This window comes from Actinomadura vinacea (genome assembly GCF_039532545.1).
GTDB lineage: Bacteria > Actinomycetota > Actinomycetes > Streptosporangiales > Streptosporangiaceae > Spirillospora > Spirillospora vinacea.
The window spans coordinates 440933-458161 of the sequence record NZ_BAAARW010000006.1 but is presented as its reverse complement, the minus strand read 5'-3'; the positions used below and the strand labels follow the sequence as shown (position 1 = coordinate 458161).

Here is a 17229-nt window from a genome sequence, read left to right as displayed (position 1 = left end):
CGGTTCTCCTGGTCGGATGCTCGCAGCAACAGCCATTTCCCAGAACCCCGACGATCCACTCGCAGGCCTGGTCTTGGGGGACGTCGGCAAACCCACGCCCCGGCCGGGCTGGTCGGTGGTGCGCGTGGTCGCGTCCTCACTGAACATGCACGACCTGTGGACCCTGCGCGGGGTGGGGCATCCCGCCGATCTCCTGCCTATCGTCCTGGGGTGCGACGCCGCCGGTTACGACGAGGACGGCACCGAGGTCATCGTCCACCCGGTAATCGGCGATCCCGACGCGGGCCGCGGCGACGAGACACTCGACCCGAACCGGGCCTTGCTCTCCGAACGGCACGACGGCGCCTTCGCCGAGTACCTGACCGTGCCGAGCAGGAACCTGGTGCCCAAGCCCGCCTGGCTGTCGTTCCAGGAGGCGGCCTGCCTGCCCGTCGCGTGGACGACGGCCTACCGCATGCTGTTCACCCAAGCCCGCGTCAGTGCCGGGGATCGGGTCCTCGTGCAGGGAGCGGGCGGCGGCGTCGCCTCCGCCGCGATCAAGCTCGCCGTCGCGGCCGGGGCGGTCGTCTACGCCACCAGCCGCAGCGCGGACAAGCGCGCCGAAGCACTCTCCTGGGGCGTCCGCGCCGCGGTGCCGTCGGGCGAGCGACTCCCGGACAAGGTCGACGTGGTGATCGAGACCGTGGGCGAGGCGACGTGGTCGCACTCGCTCAGATCGCTTCGTCCCGGGGGCACCGTGGTGATCGCGGGCGCCACCAGCGGGATGAACCCGCCCGCCGACCTGGGCCGCGTTTTCTACCTGCAGCAACGAATCCTGGGCTCGACCGGGTGCACGCGCAGTGAACTCGTGGGCCTGCTGCGCGTGCTGGAGGCCACCGGCGTCCGGCCGGTGATCGACCGCGTCCTGCCGCTCACGGAGATCCACAAAGGATTCCAGCTGATGATCGACGGAGCCCTCACCGGCAAGCTCGTGCTGGACCACATGGAGGAGAACCGATGACCGTCGCCGCTGTCGGGCTGTCCCATTCGCCGCTGATCGGCAAGAACGACCCGGAACCCGAGGTACTGGCCCGGGTCGACGCGGCCGTCGAGAATGCACGCGCCTTCGTCCGTGAGTTCGACCCCGAACTGGTCGTGCTCTACGCCCCAGACCACTACAACGGCTTCTTCTACAAGGAGATGCCACCGTTCTGCCTGGCCACCGAGTCGCGCTCGGTCGGCGACTTCGACTCCGCCGCCGGGCCGCTGTCCGTGGACACCGAGGCCGCCACAGCACTGGCGCAGGGCGTGCTCGACCGCGGTGTCGACTTGACGATTTCCGCGCGCATGACCGTCGACCACGGGTTCGCGCAGCCACTGGAAGTCCTCTTCGGCGGCATCGACCGGGTGCCGGTCGTGCCGGTGTTCGTCAACGGCGTCGCGCCCCCCCTGGGCCCGGTGTCGCGAGTCCGCGCGCTCGGCACAGCAATGGGGGAGGCCGCCGCGCAGCTGGACAAGCGCGTACTCTTCCTGGCCTCGGGCGGTCTCTCGCACGACCCACCCGTACCGGTTCTCGACGGCGCGCCGCCCCGGATCGCCGAAGCCCTCATCGAGGGCCACGCGCCCACACCCGAACAGCGCGCCAAAAGCGAGCAGCGGGTCGTGAAAGCCGGACAGGACTACGCCGCGGGCGCCACGATGATGCTTCCGATCAACCCGTCGTGGGACAACCAGCTGCTGGACCTCGTCGAGCAGGGCCGGATCGCCGAGTTCGACACCTGGACCCCGGACGGCATGGCCGCCGAGGGCGGCGGATCCGCGCACGAGGTCCGCACGTGGATCGCCGCCTACGCCTCCCTCGCCGCGACCGGCGCCTACGAGCTGAAGTCCCGCTTCTACGAGGCGATCCCCGCGTGGATCGCCGGTTTCGCCGTGACCACGGCATTGGGGCGGTGACGCGCTTGGCTTCCACTGCCGTCGACGCGGTGGCCGAGGCCGCGCCCGGCTCCAGAGCGCCGAACGAGCTGGTCTCATGCGCCAGCCCGGCCTGCTGGGCACCTACCGGCGCCGGAGACGGCGCAGTGGGTTTCCGCCGTGGGCGCTGTTGGTGACCGGGAGTGGGGCGAGCCTGGCGGCGAATGTCGCGGTGGCCGGGCCCTCGCTGGTGGGGAGGCTGATCGCGGCGTGGCCCTCGGCCGCGTTGATCGGCTCATATGAACTGTTTGATGGGCCAAGTCCGACACAGCGCGGCGCCGAACACCGAGTCCGACACCGTCGCCTCAGACAAGCCCCACGCTGACTCCGAGGTGGCTCGTAAGGCCGCTGAGAAGCCACAAAGAGCGCCCCGCGTTACGACGGCGCGCTCTGTCCGGGGCTTTGGGCTTGGGGCTCTCAGCGGGACGGACCGTAGGTTAGGCGCCGCAGCGCCACCTCGGCCGGCCCGTGCGCGCCCCGGCGGCGCATCAGGTCCGCGAGGACCACGGTGGCCAGCCACACGGCCACCGCGACGCCGGCGGCGATGGCCGGGGACGTCACCTTGAGGTGGAGAGCGTAGGAGGCGAACAGGGCCGCCCACACCACTGACTGGGTGAGGTAGAAGGTCATGGACCGTTGTCCCAGGGCGGCGAGTGCGTTGGTGACCGGGCCCTGCCGCTCGGTGAGGCGGGCGGCGACCAAGGCGATGAGGGCGGCGTAGCCGAGCCCGCACGCGTAGCCGCTCACCTGGTGGAGTCCAGCGGCGATCATTGCGTCCAGCGGGGAGTAGTCAGCCCACACCTTGGCCTTGGCCAGTGCCAGGGGCAGGCCGCCCGCCAGCCCGAGTGGGATGCCGACGAACGCGGTCGCGCGGAGGAGTCGCACGTGCCGGTGCGGTTCCTCCAGAAGGCGGTGCCGCGCCGCCAGGATCCCGATGAGGAAGGGGGCGATCGTGCTGACCACCATCACCAGGCCCGTGATCGGGAAAACGAACAGGCGGAAGAGGAGTTCGTCCAGGAACCCTTCCGGCATCGGCGGATACTGGCTCTCGCCGGTCATGGCCTCTTCGGCGGCGAACACGGCCAGGATGATCGCCCCGACCGGCAGGAAGGCCATCGCCAGAAGCGCCAGGGTCCGGTCGCGGAACCGCAGCACCCCCACGAAGACCAGCGCCACCAGGCCGTAGACGGTCAGGATGTCGCCGAAGAAGAGCAGCGCCACATGCACCAGGCCGAACGCGATCAGCCACCGAGCGCGGCGACGCAGGAGGGCGCGGATCCAGGGCCACTCGTGCCCCTGTTCGGTCCGGCGCCGGTGGATCTGTGCGAGGCCGTAGCCGAACAGAGCCGCGAACATGGGGTAGCCGCGGAACTCGACGAACATGATCGTGCCAGCCGTGGCGACCCGGTCGGCGGCGGAAAGGACGACTCCCTCACCGCCGATGATCTTGGTGAAGATGTACGTGTGGGCGAGGGCGATGATCAGGAGCATGACGCCCCGGGCCAGGTCCGGTGCCAGGACACGCTGGGCGGTCGGGACCGGGCTCGCCGAGGTGTCCGTGACGCGGGCGGACCCGGGCATGGACGTGTGGGAAGCATCGGGGCGGGATCTGCCGACCTCTTCTCATGGGGTCAATGGCACGACAGTCAACCAAAGTGACTCCACGGAGGGCGGGGCACATCAGAGCCTCCATTCGCCCCGGGGCGCTTCACTCACATGGCCGTGCTCAGCAGTGTCTGCGCGAGATTTCGGGAGGTTTCGAGGGGCTTCAGGCTTCTGAGGAGGCCGGCTTCGACGGTGGCGCCTTCCAGTAGGTAGAACAGGTGGGTGACGGTGGATTCGCGTGTGGACGTGGTTGCGGTGTCGTAGCGGCTGGGCAGGAGCGCGTCGAGCTGGTGGCGCACCTGTGTCTTGTGGTCTCGGATGACGTTCATTGCGCGGTGGGTGGCGGGGAGGTCTGCGGCCGCGTTGATGAATCCGCAGCCGTGGACCTCGGGCTCGCGGCGTAGGTGGTCGAGGTAGGAGTCGAAGACCGTCAAGGGTGAGGCTTCGTCGGTTGCCAGCCGGGTTTCGAGTGCGTGTCGCCAGTCCTGGTGGCGTTGGATCAGGTAGGCGACGACTAGGCCGTCCTTGGATCCGAAGCAGTCGTAGAGGGTCTTCTTCGTCACTTTCGCCTGTTCGGCGATCGTGGCGACGCCGACGGCGTTGATTCCGTGGGAGTAGAACAGTCCGGCCGCGGTTGCCAGGAGTCTCCGTCCCGCCGGCGTCGGCGCCATGCCTTGTGACATGCCTTGAGTATACCCACCGGTGGGTTGACAGCGACCTGCGGACTTGACACTCTCGGGCTTATACCGATCGGTCTACACCGGGTGATCGACCGAGTGATTCACTGAGGGAGTCGGCGTGCGTGCAGTGCTGTTGACGAGGTTCGGGGGCCCGCAGGCCCTGGAGTTGCGTGATGATGTGCCCGATCCTGAGCCCGCTCCCGGGGAGGTGCGGGTGCGTGTCGGGGCGGCGGCACTGAACAACACCGATGTGTGGACGCGTGAGGGTGCATACGGGTCCAATGTCGATGAGGGGGTTCAGACCGGGTGGCGCCGCGAGCCGTTCGCGTTCCCCAGGATTCAGGGCGCCGATGTCGTCGGGCGTATCGACAAGGTCGGTGAGGGCGTGGCGGCCTCCCGCATCGGCGAGCGGGTCGTGGCGGACCCGATGATCTACACCGGTGGCGAACCGGAGCTGGTGAACACCGACTATCTGGGCAGTGAGCGCGATGGCGGGTTCGCCGAGCTTGTCACGGTTCCTGCCACGAACGCACACGTCGTGGACAGTGCTCTCAGCGATGCGGAGCTGGCGACGTTCCCGACGGCGTATGCGACGGCGATGCGCATGCTCAACCGTGTCCGGCTGGTCGCGGGCGAGGAAGTTCTCGTCACGGGTGCCTCCGGCGGCGTGGGCTCGGCCCTGGTCCAGTTGGCCGGAGTTCGTGGCGCCACGGTGTTCGCGGTCGCGGGCGAGGCCAAGGCCGAGCGGGTCCAGGCCCTGGGGGCGCGGGCGGTCATCGGCCGTGATGTCACCGACATCGCTGAGGCGCTCGGACGGCAGGTCGACGTCGTGGCCGATGTGGTCGGGGGCCCGGCTTTCGGCCGGCTGCTCTCGGCGTTGCGGCCCCTCGGCCGGTATGTGGTCGCCGGTGCCATCGCCGGCCCTCAGGTCGATGCGGATTTGCGCACGGTCTATCTCAACCAGTTGGAGGTGATCGGGTCATCGTTCGGCTCCCATGACGACTTCGCCGCGGTGATCGAACTCGTGGAGCGCGGTGCGATCAAGCCTCTGCTCAGTGCGGTCTACCCACTGTCCGAGCTCGGCGCAGCGCAGGCCGAGTTCACGGCCAAGGGCTTCTTCGGCAAGATCGTGGTGACGCCATGACGCCGCGGCAGGCACCGGCCGGGTTCGCGACCCTCGTCGAGGACGACATCATCGTCGACGGTGTGCGCCTGGCGTTCTCGGTGCAGGGCGAGGGCGATCCTGTCGTCTTCGTCCACGGCACCCCCTCGCACTCCTTCCTGTGGCGCAACATCGCGCCGCGAGTGCGGGATGCCGGCTTCCAGACCGTGGTCTACGACTTGCTGGGCTTCGGCCGATCCGAGCGTCCGCTGGGGCGCGACACGTCCGTGGCGGCCCAGGCCGACCTGCTCCCCGCCTTGCTGGACGCGCTGGGCATCGAATCGGCCAACATCATCGCGCACGACATCGGCGGAGCGGTCGGTCAGATCCTGGCTGTCCGCCGGCCCCGGCGGATACGCAAGCTGATGATGATCGACACGGTGACCTACGATTCCTGGCCGTCACAGACGTGGCGCCGGATCATCCGCGACAGCGGAGACCTTCGCTATGTCAACGATGAGGACGAGTTCTCTTCGATGCTCAGCCGGCAACTGCGAATGACGGTCTCCGACCCTGAGTCGATGAATGACGCGATCCTGCGCAACTACCTGCTGCCGCATGACGGAGTCACCGGCCGGGCCTCGTTCTTCACCCATCAGGTCAAGCACTACGACTCGCGTTACACGCAGGAGATCTCGTCACAACTGCCGGCACTGACGATGCCAGTGCGGATCGTATGGGGCGAGGACGATCTGTGGCAGCCCGTCAGCTATGCCGAACGGCTCTGCCGCGACATTCCCGGCGCGCAGTTGTCGATCGTATCCAAGGCCGGCCACTTCCTCCCAGAGGACGCTCCCGACCAACTCACCCAGGAGATCCTCGACTTCCTCGGCAGCGCGTCATGAGGGAACCTTCCGCCGAGGGACGCGGCACGGCGGTCAGGATCGAGCGGGACCATCTGGGGACCGTGAAGGTTCCTGCCGAGGCGCTGTTCGGCATCCACACCGTGCGGGCGCTGCGCGTCCATCGTGTCCATAGGGTGCCGGACCATCCCCGCGTGCGCGGGAGCAGTTCCCCCCTCCGATCACGAGAAAGGAGCCCCCGGGACCATCCCCGCGTGCGCGGGGAGCAGACGTTCGTGGTGAGCGATGACGTGACGGCGCGGGGACCATCCCCGCGTGCGCGGGGAGCAGGGTCCGGTGGCGGTTTTAGTGGGTTGGACCGCGGGACCATCCCCGCGTGCGCGGGGAGCAGACTTGCTGACCTGGCCTTCTACCGACCAGTAACACCAATTTCAAGCACTTCTACAGGACTGGACATTTAGGACATTGCGATTCGAGGGGGGTGGTAGACCGACCATCATCACTTGGCGCCGCAGCAACGACGGAGGCCTTCGCCCATCCAGGCCAGAGGCCTCAAGCAGAACAAGATCGCTCGACAACCGGACAGCATGGCAATATCGCACGCGGAAATGATCCCACCTCCCTCCTCCGCCGACCCCTGGGGCCTCGCCTACACCCAGAACCGCCCCGACCGCGTCGCCGAACGAATGCCACGGTTTACCCCATCCGCCCATCCGAGGAGGCACGGTCCTCCCACCCCACAAGCGCGACCTGGCCGCCCTACCCAGCCAAATGGGCCACGGTCCGAGACGGTTTCCTCCCCGAGGAGGGCTCATCCCCAACATCGACCGGATCCGGCACATTCCCGCCTTGATCATTAACGGTTGCCATCACATAAAGACGTCGCCCGACCAGGCATGGGCCCCACACCGGACCCGGCACCTCCCGATCGACGCCACAGACCGCTTCAGTCCCTGAAGGCCAGCGGTCTGGGAAAGTCGGGTGCACCCCCGGCCTCGCGGGCACTACGGTCCAGCAGGCACGCCTGAACCCGCCAACAGCCCGTGGCATCACCGGTGGCTGGCTCCCGCGCGTGAAACCGACCTTATGTCGGCCTCCCTGTTGAGCCTGGCCCCAGAGCGCACACACGTGTACCGTTGAGAGCGGTCAAGCCTACCAATGGCCACCGCCATGTTGGCTCGTTGTTGGCTCGGCGGAATTGGTACGGGCTAGCACGTCCCGACATTGCGTGGCACCGAAATGGGGCTGGACGTGGATAGAATGGTATCGGGCGACACCAAAATAGCTGACCTGGCATAAGAGCTGCGGACTTTTAATCCGTAGGTTGTGGGTTCGAGCCCCACGCGACCCACTACGTCTGACCTGGGCAAACGCGAAAATGCCCCGCTTTGCCCACCGCCGGTTCCGTCCCGGTTCGTCCTCACGTTGGCTCCATGTCGGCTCGCGGGGCCGAACCGGGGACGATCATGGTCCCTGGGTGCCGCTCGTATCCATTCGAACCGGACATCTGGCTGGGCAGGCCGGCGGCTCGGGGCTCCGGCCGTCGTTGGGGTTCACTGGCCGGTGCTCACGGGTGGCGCCGGTTCGTGGGTTCGAGCCGAGTGGAGCCTCTTGCGCGGCACGCTCAGGTGACCGGTCCACCACAGCCAGCCGTGCATCACCTTTACTCCAACCGGCGAGCACGCCCGCCCATCCATCTGTTGACAACCAGCACGCGACTACATACTCACCGCAGTGGGTCATCCCTTAAAGGTGACGACCGGTTCGGGAGGCGACACGACGGGGGTACACCGTGCTCAACACCATGCACCGCACCGCTCACAGACCAAGCGGGTCAGCGGGAGAAGCAACCGATGCCGGTGCCATCCGTGCCCGGCCGTGCAGGCCCTGACTCGGATCGTGCACCGCTACGCACCGTCCCAGGCGCCCGTGTTCCGGCCCGATCACTGGGCCGGCCTACAACCCGACCCCTACGCCCTGCGCCACGTCCGACGTACTGGCCGAGCACGACGACCTCAACAGGGTGCCCACGCCGAGGCCGACCGGCGGTCGGGTGCACGGACCACGGCCTGTTCGCCTGCCGGTACGAGATCTCAACGACGAGGTCTCGCGGGATCGGATGTCACGGTCGGATCCAAGGGACTCGCGGCGCGGTCAGGACCTCCCAGGGCCAACTCCGCGGCGCGAGTGCCGCCCGATCCCCGCGTCGTTCTGCTGAGGTCGTGTCAGGCGAGGTCCGCGTCGTGGGCCAGGAGCGCGATCTGAGTGCGGTTGTCGAGGTCGAGCTTGCCGAGGATGCTCGAGACGTGCGCCTTGACCGTGGCCACGCTCATGGAGAGCTCCGCGGCGATCTCGGCGTTGGTATACCCCCGGGCAATAGCGAGGACCACGTCGTTCTCGCGCGCGGTCAGCATGGCCAGGGCGGTTCGGGCCCGCTGGTGCGCGTCGGCCTGGAGGACCGCTCGGTCCATGAGACGGCGCATGACGCGTGGGGACAGGATCGGGTCCCCGGCGGCCACCTGGCGGACCGCTCGGACGATCTGCGCGGGCGGGGTGTCCTTGAGCAGGAAGCCGCCGGCGCCCGCGCGCAGCGCGTGCAGGATGTTCTCGTCGGAGTCGAAGGTGGTCAGCACGATGACCTCGGGCGGTCGCCGCCGGCGCCGCAGCCTGCGGGTGGCGGTGATGCCGTTCACCCGCGCCATCCGCAGGTCCATGAGCACGACGTGCGGTGCGTGCGCGTCGGCGGCCGCGGGCACCTCGTCGCCGTCGGTGGCCTGGCCCACCACGGTGATGCCGTGGACGCCGTCCAGCATCATCGACAGCCCCGCACGGACCAGGGCGTCGTCGTCCACGATCAGGACGCGCAGCGGCGGGCTCACGACGTGTTTCCCCTAATCCGATCGATCTTCCGGCCATGGTAGCCAGGCGCGCAGGTGGAACTCGCCGGCGGCGGTCGCCTCGTGGTCGAGCCGCCCGCCGGCCAGGCGCGCCCGTTCGGTGAGGCCGACGAGCCCGGTTCCGGTGCCGGGAACCAGCGGACGGGCGGTTCCCCCGCCGGGCATCGGGTTCCGGACGTCGATCACGAGGCGGGTCCCGGGACGGCCCTCCAGCCGCACGTGGACCGGCTGCCCGGCAGCGTGCTTGCGGGCGTTGGTCAGCGCCTCCTGGACGACCCGGTAGGCGGTCCGGCCGAGCGCGGCCGGCAGGGCGGCCGGATCGACCACGTCGTCGCGCACCCGCACGTCCGCACCGGCGTCGCGGGACTCCTCGACGAGCCGGGGCACGTCGGTGAGCACGGGCTGGGGCCGTTCTGCAACGGCTTCCTCGTCGCCGTCGGGGCCGTTGTCGCGTAGCAGGTTGATCACGTCGCGGAGCTCGTCGAGCGCCTGGTGCACGCCCACGCGGACCACCCCGGCGGCGCGGGAGAGCTGCTCGGGCGGGGCGTCAGGGCGGTACTCCAGCGCACCGGCATAGGTGGCCAGCAGCGACAGCCGATGCGCCAGAACGTCGTGCATCTCGTGGGCGAGCCGGGTGCGCTCGGCCATCCGGGCCTCGGCCACCCGCCGTCCCTGCTCGGCCTCGGCTCGGCGGGCGCGTTCGCGCAGGGACACGACGAGCGCGTGGCGCGCCTGGGCCAGCGCACCCCAGCCGACCAGAGCGGCATAACTGATGGCGACCAGCAGCAGCCACCAGCCGAAGGAGATTCCCCCGTTAGGCTGCCACAGGCCCTGCGCGGTATGCGCCGCGATCCCAGCAGCGGCCACCGCGACGGCGACGGGAAACCGGCCCCGCCGGGCGACCTGCACCGCGCCGAAGGTCGCCGCCGGGGTGCCCACCGGCGACAGCGCCGCCACCGCGGTCAGCACCAGTGCGCCGGTGACCGGCCGCCACAGCACAACGGGCGACAGAACGCAGGCCAGCACCCCGACCGCGACGTCCTGCCCCACCGCGTGATCGCCGGAACGGGACCAGATCGTCAGCGCGACCAGGCCCCCCACGACGACGCTCACGGCAGCGGCTGCGAGGGGGCGCCAACGTCCGGGATCCGCCTGCCAATACCTCTCACCGTCCACCGGGCCAGGCTAGACGCGGCCGTCGCGGCACCGGCACCTACCAAAGTCGGAGCCCGGCCCCACCCCGGTCGGACCCGCCGCGGCCACACGCCCGATGCGCCGACCGCGCCCCGACGGCGAACCTGTGCGACATGACAACCTCGAAGAGCACAACCGGCCGACGGGCCGCTACCGTGGCCGGTGCGACGGCCGCCGCGCTCGCCCTCTGGGCGCTCGCCGACTCGATCATCGGCAGCGGCCTGACCGTCCGGCACGGCGAACAGATCGGCCCGGGCGCCGTCGCTGTGGCGAGCCTGTTCGCCGGGCTGTCGGGTTGGGCGCTGCTGGCGGTGCTGGAACGGGTCCTGTCCCGGCCGCGACGCGTCTGGACGTTCACCGCGCTGGTCGTGCTGGCGCTGTCGTTGCCCGGTGCGCTGGGCGCCGACGGCGCCGCGGGCACGGCGGCGCTGGTGGGCATGCATCTGATCGTCGCCGCGGTCCTCGTCCCCGGGATGGCGCGTTCGCCACGCGTTCCCATGACGAATCGAAACAACTGATGCCGCTCGGTTACCCGTCGAGTGTCACGCTGCTCGCGTGGCATGCCGCTCGATCTGCGGGGACGAGGTTTTCGGCAAGCGCGGCGTTCGCACGCCGTCCAGGAGAACCCGGGCGTGCTGAGCCTGCACTTCCTCGACGGCGGGCTGGTCGAAGATGGTGCGCACCAGCGTCGCCACCCATGGCTGCGCGGACTTGGGCACCCGGGTGAGCAGGTTGCGCAGGTAGTGGGTCCGGCACCGCTGCCAGCCCGCCCCGGGCAGTGTCGATCCGATCGCCTCCACCAGGCCGCGGTGGGCATCGGAGATGACCAGCTGGACCCCGGACAGGCCGCGGGCGACCAGTCCGCGCAGGAAGGCCAGCCAGCCGGCGCCGTCCTCGGCCGAGGTGACCTCGACACCGAGGATCATGCGGTGCTGGTCGGCGTTGACGCCGGTGGCGATCAGCACGTGGACGTTGACGGTGCGACCGCCCTCGCGGACCTTCTGGGTGAGGGCGTCCATCCATACGAACGCATACGGCCCGGCCTCCAAGGGCCGGTTCCGGAACGCCTGGACCTGCGTGTCCAGGATCTTACTCATCTCGCTGACCTGGCTGCGGGAGATGTTCTTGATGCCCATCTGCTCGACCAGCTTGTCCACCCGCCGGGTGCTCACGCCCAGGAGATAGGAGGTCGCCACCACACTGGCCAGGGCCTGCTCGGCCCGCCGGCGCCGTTCCAGCAGCCACTCGGGAAAGTACGATCCCGATCGCAGTTTGGGGATCGCCAGCTCGACCGTGCCGGCCCGGGTGTCCCAGTCCCGTTCTCGGTGACCGTTGCGGCTGTGCTGTCCGGACAGGTACCGGACGAGGGGACGCCCGACTGATGGTCCGGCATGTCGTTTCCGTCTTCCGAGAAGAAATGCCAGGAACAGCGCATGATAGACACTTCACCTGACCTTCGGTGCAGGGGCGCCGCACGATACAGGAGGCAACGGCTGTGAGTGGAACCGACGGAGCGGACGGCCTCCCGGCCGCGGCGGCGGTCGACATGGGTCTGGACCGTGCCCATGGAGCGCGCATCTATGACTACATCCTCGGCGGCAAGGACAACTACGACCTGGACCGTGCCGCGGGTGAGGCCACGCTGCAGGTGTGGCCGTCGCTGCGGATCCACATGCAGGCCAACAGATCCTTCATGCACCGCGTGGCCCGTTACCTGGCGGAGGAGAAGGGCATCCGTCAGTTCCTCGACATCGGCACCGGCATCCCCACCTCGCCCAACTTCCACGAGGTGGTCCAGGCGGTCGCGCCCGAGTCCCGGGTGGTGTACGTCGACAACGACCCGATCGTGCTCGCCCACGCCCGCGCGCTGCTGAAGGGCACTTCCGAGGGCAGGACCGCCTACCTCGAGGCGGACATGCGCGCGCCGGAGAAGATCATTTCCGCCCCGGAATTGATCGACACGCTCGATCTGGGCAAGCCCCTCGGGCTGACGCTGATCGCCATGGTGCACTTCATCGAGGACGACGACGAGGCCTACCGGGTGGTGAAGCGGATGGTGGACATGCTCCCCTCGGGCAGCTACTTCGCCGCCGCCGTCGCCACCGACGACTTCGACCCGGTGGTGCTGGCCCGCGTGCAAGAGGTGTACCACTCGCACGGGGAGAGCCTCAGGTGGCGCACCCTCGCCCAGGCCGAGAAGTTCTTCGAGGGCCTGGAGCTTGAGGAGCCGGGCGTGGTGCAGATCCACAAGTGGCACCCCGATCCGGTCGCCGTCGGCCGTATCAACGACAAGGACATCGCCATGTACGGCGGCATCGCCCGCAAACCCTGACCGGCACTAGCTCTCGCGCGAGCATCGCCAGCTCGGCCTCGCCGGCAATCGGGGGCTTGCTGTGGGCCGTGGGCCGCTTCGCCCTCGACGTCTCCGACCTGCCCGCCGCCGGCGCCCAGGAGCAGCGACCATGACGACGTACCACCAGGCCATCGAATCGCTGGCGGATCCGCCCGCCGCCTACCCGCCGTCGTCGCCGATGCGGCTCAGCTTCGACGTCGATGCGCTGCGCGCCGACCTCGACCTGCTGCGGCACCAGCGGTGGCGCGCCCAGCGCGCTTACAGCCAGACGGCGCCGCCACAGAGTCCGGCGTGGACTGGCGCATCCTGCCGCTGCGCAGCGTCGGCGGCGATCCGGTACGGACCGACCCGGGCGGCGCGGGCCTGACCGACTTCGCCGACACCCCGTGGCTGGCCGACGCCCCGGCCCTCGCACAGGTCATCGACGCCCTACCGGCGCCGGTCCGGGGCGTACGGCTGATCGCCCTGGGCGCGGGTGCGACCGTGCACGAGCACCGCGACTACAAGTACGGGTTCGAACGTGGGCTCCTGCGGCTGCATGTGCCGATCGACACAACCCGGACGCCGTCGTGGTCATCGACGGCGTGTCCGAGCACTGGACGGCGGGACGGTTGTGGTTCGGCGACTTCGGCCGAAGGCACTACGTGGCGAACGGCGGGGACCGCTCTCGGGTGCACATGGTGCTCGATTGCCTGGTCAGCCGGGAGGTCGTCGGGTTGTTGCCGGACGAGTTCCTGGAGCTGCTGCCGCTGAGCGAGGTGATGTTCGCCCGCGATCCGGTGCCGCTCACCGCGTCCGGACGCGACCGGCTGTGCTGCCGGTTCCGGCTGCCAGGCGACTTCGCGCAGTGGTCGGAGGAGGAGGTCGAGGCCAGGCCCGACAGCGACGCCGCGGTCCTCGTGCACGAGGACCGGCTCGTCCTCGCCATCGACGGCGAGCCCGCCTTCGGCCTGGTGCATCTCGGGCTGGGCGAGTTCCGCCTCACCGGCTGGAGCGAGGAACGCACCATCGCCATCGAGTCCACCGGCCAGGTGCGCATCAGGGAACGCGCCGGCCGCGCCCTCCGCGAGTGGACACGCCCGGCACAGCTCACCCATGGCGGTCGGACGACGCCGCCCACGCACGATCATCTGACGACGCGCCTCGTTCCGGCCAGACAGGCAGGTGACTCGCATGTCCTCCTCCGCCCGGGTCGCTCCGCTCGGCACCGACCCGTACGCCTTCCAGCCCGGCTACTACGATCTCTTCCGCGCCTCCCGTGGAGAGGGCGCCCTCCCCGACCCCCGGTTCTTCGCCGGCCGCGCACCCCAGGGTGGACACGCGCTGGAGATCGGCGCGGGTACCGGCCGGATCACGCTGGCCGTGGCCGAGCGAGCCGCCACCGTACTGTGCCTGGAGCGGTCCGCCACCATGCGCGCGGTGCTGCTGGCCAAGCTCGCCGAACGTCCGCACCTGCGCGACCGCGTCACCGTGCTCGACCGCGCGGCGCCCCACTTCGACCTGGCCCGCCGCTTCGACTTCGTGTACCTGGCGGGTGTGCTGGAGCACGTGCCGCACCCCGAACGGCCTGCGCTCTTCGAGGCGATCGCCGAACATCTGGCCGAGGACGGCGAGGTGGCGATGGACATGGTGCTGTCGGAACCCGTACCGGACTGGCCCGAGCACGTCGCCGACGAGGCCACCCTCGGCGACTGCCGGTACGAGATGTCATGCGAGGCGCGGCCCGACGGCGACGACCAGGCGCACCTGCGGTTCGTCTACCGCACGTACCTCCAAGGCGATCTGGTGGCGACCGAAGTGGTGGAACGCGCCCACTACCTGCACCGGCCGGACGCCGTCGTCGCCGACCTGGCGGCGGCCGGGCTGACCCCGACGGCTGGAACCGCCCTCCACCCCGTCGCCAACGGCGAAGACCCCGGCACTCTGGTCGCCCGCCGTACGACCTGACCGACCCAAACGTCATCGGCGTCGGTTTCCTCCGAACGGGTACGACTTCACTCGCGCTGGCACTCGACCGGCTCGGGTACGGCCCGTGCTACAACATGCGGGTCCTCAACGCCGAGCCGGAGCGGGCCGCCGACTGGGCCGGACGGTGGACTGAGGGAAGGTGTTCGCGGGCTACGGCTGCTCCGTCGGCTCGCCGGGCACCGCGTTCTGACGCGACATCGTCGACGCGTTCCCGGACGCCAAGGTGGTGCTCACCGTCCGCGATCCGCAACGCTGGTACGACAGCGCCGCGCAGACCATGTCCGCCGTGCTCGCCAGGCCGCCGCTCCTGGTGCGGGTGCTGAGCTGGCGAGGCCCACGCCGACCCGATCCCGAAAGCGGAGGTCCTCGACCGCGTACAGCGGACGACGTGGCAACGTGAGATCGGCGAGCGTGCGGAGATGGCCGAAAGATTCGAACGGCTGCTGGTGTTGGAGGTCAAGGACGGATGGGCGCCGTTGTGCGCCTTCCTCGGCCTACCGGTCCCCGACGAGCCGTTCCCCGGGAGAACGACGCGGCCACGTTCAAACGACGGCAGCGGCAGGCCCTGAAGAGAACGCTGGTCCCCCGGATCCTCGCCACCACCGCGATCGCGACCGGTGCCGCGATCACCTGGGCAGTACACCGCAAACGGCACCCAAGCCAACCCAACAGGTAACCCAAAGGCCACCCGAACCCCCAAAGCGCCGGGACGCCGGGACGCCAGGGGCGCCGCCTCGTCGCCGGTGATCGCCGCATCGTCCAGCAGCTCCACGAGCAGCCCGCGGGCGTCCGGCTCCAGCCGTTCCCAAGCCTCAGTGCCAGGGTTCCTCCCGGGCGCCGAGCAGATCCTCCACCCGTATGCGCAGCACCGTCCGCGAGGACGCGGGAGCCCGATCGGCGTCGCTAGCGGGCAGGCTGCCCCGGCCGCACCTCAGGTTCGTCATAGGAGAAGACGCGGGAGCGGGTTAGGGTGCGAACCGTGACTGATTATGTTGTACCGCCGGAAATCCGGGACCGCGCCATCGACCTTCTCAAAGAGCGCAAGAAGGTCAAGGCCCTGGCGTTCCTCAAGGAGGAGACCGAACTCGAGGGCAAGCCGCTCGTCGCGTACTTCAACGGCCTGCGATACGAGGTGCTGTCCCGCGGCGTGCCGCCCGAGGTCGAGAGCGCCGCGCTCGAACTGATCTCGAAGGGCAAGTCCCGCAAGGCGGTCAAGGAGGTCGCGAAAAGCACCGAGTTGGGCTACGAGAAGTCCGCCGACTACGTCAAGGTGCTGGAGGTCCTCGACGGACGGCGCATCGCATGACGGCGAAGGGCGATCCGCCCTTGTACTCGGTGCCGCCGCGGTCCCGCGCGTGCCCGGACCTAGGTTTCCAGTGACGATGTCACGTTCGGATGACTCTCCCGCCCGGTGGGCCCGCCTCAGCATGCCGTGGCATCCTGGCCTGCGTGCGGTCCTGGGAAGGCCACGCTGCCGCTGGCACGGAGGGGTTTCCGGATCACCGCGATAGAACTCGGCGGTGCCTTGGCCGCGGAGGCGCAGCACCGCCTCGCCGACTTCACCGGCGTCTCGGTGATCACGTCGTCCTTCGAGGACCGGACGCCTCCGACCGACGCCCTGTTCGATCTCGTCTACGCGGCCACCGCCTGGAAATGGGTGGCCCCTGACGTCAAGTACACCAGGGCTGCCGCCCTCCTCGCCCGGAGCTGCCACCTGGCCGTCTGGGACGCCGGGCATGCCTTCCCAACCGGCTTCGACCCGTTCTTCACCGAGATCCAACAGGTCTATGACGAGATCGGCGAAGGCGACGGCAGCTCCTGGCCACCACCACTGCCCGAGGACCAGCCAGACCCCACCGCCACCGAGTTCGAGGCGTCCGGCCACTTCGCGGTCGTCGCAACACGGCGCTACGTCTGGGCCCGGCACTACAGCGCAGACGAATACATCGCGCTGCCCGACACCTTCTCCGGCCACATCGCGATGGAGCCCGCCAAACGCGAACACCTCTACCGCGAGATACGCCGCCGCCTCGCCGTCCGCCAGGACGGACGACTGACCCGACACTGGTCCGCCGTCCTAACGATCGGCCGACGCCTCTGACGATGGGGAGTAGCCGCCCGACACACAAATGCGGCTGGACGCGGGCACTTCCTCAATGCCCCAAGAATGCCCGGCCCCATCGCATACGGGCGTAGGGGGATCGCGCCAGGGCGGGAGCGCCCTGCTGCCGGGGGCGGGCGGCAATCGGCACCGTGGCCGCCCGCCACCGCGAATGAATCCCGCTGCCCAGACGGCCGTCCGGTAGCGACCCAGGCGAATGCTGCACGTCTTCCGTGCCGTCCTCTAGCGGCTGTCGAGTGCGGACGGCGACGATGCGGCCGGGAGGTCGGAGATGGCGCGACGCAGGCAGGGGCGAGGTCTCCTCCGCACGCTGGTACGCCACTGGCTGGAGGGGCTGGTCATCGTCGGCATGAACACGTGGACCGTCTCTGAGATGCCCGCCGAGGACATCACCGACGCGCTCTTCGGCGGCACGCTCACCCCCTGGGAACGCGAGGAGTTCGAGCGACTGGCCCAGCGGGCCCGGTCCTGAGGGCGGGCCGTCCAGGCGCC

The 17229-nt window shown here is 69.5% G+C and carries 18 protein-coding genes, 1 tRNA gene and 2 pseudogenes; 15 read left to right on the top strand and 6 right to left on the bottom strand.

The annotated features are described in order from the left end of the window. Positions 1 to 16: 16 nt before the first annotated feature. Together ABD340_RS10660 and ABD340_RS10655 are read left to right on the top strand one after the other, a co-directional pair. Entirely contained in the window at positions 17 to 1000 is a 984-nt protein-coding gene (locus tag ABD340_RS10660; protein WP_344588561.1) for a zinc-binding dehydrogenase, read from the top strand. Continuing rightward, on the top strand, positions 997 to 1935 hold the full coding sequence (locus ABD340_RS10655; RefSeq protein ID WP_344588560.1) for a 3-carboxyethylcatechol 2,3-dioxygenase: 939 nt from the start codon (positions 997 to 999) through the stop codon (positions 1933 to 1935). The genes ABD340_RS10660 and ABD340_RS10655 overlap by 4 nt, the downstream gene beginning before the upstream one ends. A gap of 435 nt (positions 1936 to 2370) precedes the next feature. Here the strand turns inward: ABD340_RS10655 and ABD340_RS10650 are convergent, their stop codons facing one another. Further along, the gene (locus ABD340_RS10650; protein ID WP_344588559.1) at positions 2371 to 3534 is read right to left on the bottom strand and encodes a DUF418 domain-containing protein; all 1164 of its coding nucleotides are present in this window, start codon (positions 3532 to 3534) and stop codon (positions 2371 to 2373) included. A gap of 131 nt (positions 3535 to 3665) precedes the next feature. Beyond that, positions 3666 to 4241 (bottom strand): TetR/AcrR family transcriptional regulator, encoded by a 576-nt coding sequence (locus tag ABD340_RS10645; protein WP_344588558.1) that lies wholly within the window; start codon positions 4239 to 4241, stop codon positions 3666 to 3668. Between the two features lie 115 nt (positions 4242 to 4356). On the opposite strand from ABD340_RS10645, the gene ABD340_RS10640 reads away from it, so the two are divergent. The 3 genes from ABD340_RS10640 to ABD340_RS10630 all read left to right on the top strand — a co-directional run bounded on the left by ABD340_RS10640 (position 4357) and on the right by ABD340_RS10630 (position 7554). Continuing rightward, complete coding sequence (locus tag ABD340_RS10640) at positions 4357 to 5382, top strand: zinc-binding dehydrogenase (protein ID WP_344588557.1); 1026 nt, start codon at positions 4357 to 4359, stop codon at positions 5380 to 5382. Then, entirely contained in the window at positions 5379 to 6245 is an 867-nt protein-coding gene (locus tag ABD340_RS10635) for an alpha/beta fold hydrolase (RefSeq protein ID WP_344588556.1), read from the top strand. The genes ABD340_RS10640 and ABD340_RS10635 overlap by 4 nt, the downstream gene beginning before the upstream one ends. Before the next feature lie 1241 nt (positions 6246 to 7486). Continuing rightward, a tRNA-Lys gene (locus ABD340_RS10630) sits at positions 7487 to 7554 on the top strand. Between the two features lie 874 nt (positions 7555 to 8428). Here the strand turns inward: ABD340_RS10630 and ABD340_RS10625 are convergent. Together ABD340_RS10625 and ABD340_RS10620 are read right to left on the bottom strand one after the other, a co-directional pair. Next, positions 8429 to 9082 carry a response regulator gene (locus ABD340_RS10625; protein WP_344588555.1) on the bottom strand — a complete coding sequence of 218 codons (654 nt, stop codon included), beginning with the start codon at positions 9080 to 9082 and terminating at the stop codon, positions 8429 to 8431. A gap of 12 nt (positions 9083 to 9094) precedes the next feature. After that, positions 9095 to 10213 carry a sensor histidine kinase gene (locus ABD340_RS10620; RefSeq protein ID WP_344588554.1) on the bottom strand — a complete coding sequence of 373 codons (1119 nt, stop codon included), beginning with the start codon at positions 10211 to 10213 and terminating at the stop codon, positions 9095 to 9097. Between the two features lie 194 nt (positions 10214 to 10407). Here ABD340_RS10620 and ABD340_RS10615 point away from each other — a divergent pair, with 194 nt between their 5' ends. Beyond that, a complete protein-coding gene (locus ABD340_RS10615) occupies positions 10408 to 10812 on the top strand; it encodes a DUF6069 family protein (RefSeq protein WP_344588552.1) in 405 nt (134 codons plus the stop codon). A 63-nt stretch (positions 10813 to 10875) separates the two neighbouring features. Here ABD340_RS10615 and ABD340_RS10610 read toward each other — a convergent pair. Next, positions 10876 to 11631: pseudogene (locus ABD340_RS10610) on the bottom strand (IS256 family transposase); the annotation flags it as partial. 158 nt (positions 11632 to 11789) lie between these two features. Between ABD340_RS10610 and ABD340_RS10605 the strand changes: the two are divergent. Together ABD340_RS10605 and ABD340_RS10600 are read left to right on the top strand one after the other, a co-directional pair. Continuing rightward, positions 11790 to 12626 (top strand): SAM-dependent methyltransferase, encoded by an 837-nt coding sequence (locus ABD340_RS10605; RefSeq protein WP_344588551.1) that lies wholly within the window; start codon positions 11790 to 11792, stop codon positions 12624 to 12626. A gap of 130 nt (positions 12627 to 12756) precedes the next feature. Further along, on the top strand, positions 12757 to 13014 hold the full coding sequence (locus tag ABD340_RS10600; protein ID WP_344588549.1) for a hypothetical protein: 258 nt from the start codon (positions 12757 to 12759) through the stop codon (positions 13012 to 13014). 133 nt (positions 13015 to 13147) lie between these two features. Here ABD340_RS10600 and ABD340_RS10595 read toward each other — a convergent pair whose 3' ends face one another. Continuing rightward, positions 13148 to 13822: a hypothetical protein gene (locus tag ABD340_RS10595; RefSeq protein WP_344588548.1), complete on the bottom strand. Its 675-nt coding sequence runs from the start codon at positions 13820 to 13822 to the stop codon at positions 13148 to 13150. Between ABD340_RS10595 and ABD340_RS10590 the strand changes: the two genes are divergently transcribed. The 7 genes and pseudogenes from ABD340_RS10590 to ABD340_RS10570 all read left to right on the top strand — a co-directional run bounded on the left by ABD340_RS10590 (position 13821) and on the right by ABD340_RS10570 (position 17209). After that, positions 13821 to 14594: a class I SAM-dependent methyltransferase gene (locus ABD340_RS10590; protein WP_344588546.1), complete on the top strand. Its 774-nt coding sequence runs from the start codon at positions 13821 to 13823 to the stop codon at positions 14592 to 14594. The two genes, ABD340_RS10595 and ABD340_RS10590, sit on opposite strands and share 2 nt — an antisense overlap. After that, positions 14591 to 14731: pseudogene (locus ABD340_RS47915) on the top strand (sulfotransferase); the annotation flags it as partial. The gene ABD340_RS10590 and the pseudogene ABD340_RS47915, both read left to right, overlap by 4 nt. Before the next feature lie 80 nt (positions 14732 to 14811). After that, positions 14812 to 15015, top strand: a complete 204-nt coding sequence (locus ABD340_RS47910) for a sulfotransferase (RefSeq protein ID WP_425547329.1) — start codon at positions 14812 to 14814, stop codon at positions 15013 to 15015. Between the two features lie 19 nt (positions 15016 to 15034). After that, positions 15035 to 15184 carry a sulfotransferase gene (locus ABD340_RS10585; RefSeq protein ID WP_344588545.1) on the top strand — a complete coding sequence of 50 codons (150 nt, stop codon included), beginning with the start codon at positions 15035 to 15037 and terminating at the stop codon, positions 15182 to 15184. Between the two features lie 410 nt (positions 15185 to 15594). Next, positions 15595 to 15921: a hypothetical protein gene (locus ABD340_RS10580; protein ID WP_344588544.1), complete on the top strand. Its 327-nt coding sequence runs from the start codon at positions 15595 to 15597 to the stop codon at positions 15919 to 15921. Positions 15922 to 16047: 126 nt separating this feature from the next. After that, complete coding sequence (locus tag ABD340_RS10575; RefSeq protein WP_344588543.1) at positions 16048 to 16716, top strand: class I SAM-dependent methyltransferase; 669 nt, start codon at positions 16048 to 16050, stop codon at positions 16714 to 16716. A gap of 292 nt (positions 16717 to 17008) precedes the next feature. After that, positions 17009 to 17209 (top strand): hypothetical protein, encoded by a 201-nt coding sequence (locus ABD340_RS10570; RefSeq protein WP_344588542.1) that lies wholly within the window; start codon positions 17009 to 17011, stop codon positions 17207 to 17209. Positions 17210 to 17229 lie beyond the last annotated feature (20 nt).